The 1,174-nt window shown below is 71.5% G+C and carries 1 protein-coding gene and 1 pseudogene; both read left to right on the top strand.

Features of this window, described 5'->3' with window-relative positions; all coding sequences use genetic code 11:
* Nucleotides 1-97: 97 nt before the first annotated feature.
* A pseudogene (locus E2C06_RS36565) lies at nt 98-568 on the top strand (winged helix-turn-helix domain-containing protein); the annotation flags it as partial.
* On the top strand, nt 508-1,155 hold the full coding sequence (locus tag E2C06_RS40120) for an IS630 family transposase (protein WP_277751925.1): 648 nt from the start codon (nt 508-510) through the stop codon (nt 1,153-1,155). The pseudogene E2C06_RS36565 and the gene E2C06_RS40120, both read left to right, overlap by 61 nt.
* Nucleotides 1,156-1,174 lie beyond the last annotated feature (19 nt).

The raw sequence follows: 1,174 nt of genomic DNA on the forward strand, positions 1-1,174 counted from the left end.
CTGATACCGTCTCCGGGTGATTGGCTCGCGGTGAGGCTGTGGTCCCCTGGGCCGGGCGCGGGTGGTAACCTGCCTGGCCCTGTTGGGGAGCGGCGCCATGGCCCGGATTGTCGATCATCTCTCTGTCGCGGAGTTGGAGGCGCGCTACCGGGCGGCGCGGGACGCAACCGAGGCGCGGCACACCCAGGCGATCTGGCTGCTGGCGCAGGGGCGGACCTTCCTTGAGGTCAGCGAGGTGCTGGCCTTCGCGCCGCGCTGGGTGGAGGAGTTGGCAGCCCGCTACAACGCGCTCGGCCCCGAGGCGCTGGGCGACCAGCGGCGGCGGAACGGGCGCGCGGCGAGCCTGCTGACCGAGGATGTGCTAGCCGCCCTGGCCGAGCGGCTGCGCACGCCGCCCGAAGACAGCGGGCTGTGGAGCGGCCCCAAGGTGGCGGCCTGGATGGCGCGGCATCTCGGCTTGGAGCGGGTGCACCCGCAGCGCGGCTGGGAAGCGCTGAAGCGCATCGGCTGGTCGGTCCAGGCGCCGCGGCCGCGGCATCCGCGCGCGGCCACACCCGAGCAGAGAGCGGCCTTCAAGGGGGGCTCGATGCCGCTGTCGCCGAGGCCAGGGCGGCGCATCCCGACCGGCCGGTCGAGGTCTGGGCGGAGGACGAGCACCGCCTTGGTCTGAAGCCGATCCGCCGCCGGGTCTGGGCGCCCACCGGCCAGCGGCCGATCGCCCTTGGTCACCACCGGTACCAGTGGCTGCACGTCGCCGCCTTCGTGCAGCCGACCAGCGGCGAGGCGGTCTGGTACCTCTGCAGCAGCCTCTCGAAGCCCTTCTTCGCCGAACTGCTCGCCACCTTCGCGCGCGAGACCGGCGCAGGGCGCGAGCGCAGCATCGTCCTCGTGCTCGACAATGCCGGCTGGCATGGGCCCAAGGACCTGCCCATTCCCGACGGGATCCGCCTCGTCTTCCTGCCGCCCTACTCGCCCGAACTCCAGCCTGCCGAGCATCTCTGGCCGCTGGTGGACGAGCCGATCGTCAATCGGCATCTCGCCACCCTCGACGAACTCAGCACCATCGTCGCCGAGCGCTGTCGTCAGCTCGATGCCGCCACCCTCCAGCCGCACACCAACTTCTATTGGTGGCCCAGGCCAGTTCAGCCGAGCTGATCAACCGGAGACAGTATGA

The organism is Dankookia rubra, from assembly GCF_004355005.1.
GTDB classification, from domain to species: Bacteria; Pseudomonadota; Alphaproteobacteria; order Acetobacterales; family Acetobacteraceae; genus Paracraurococcus; species Paracraurococcus ruber_A.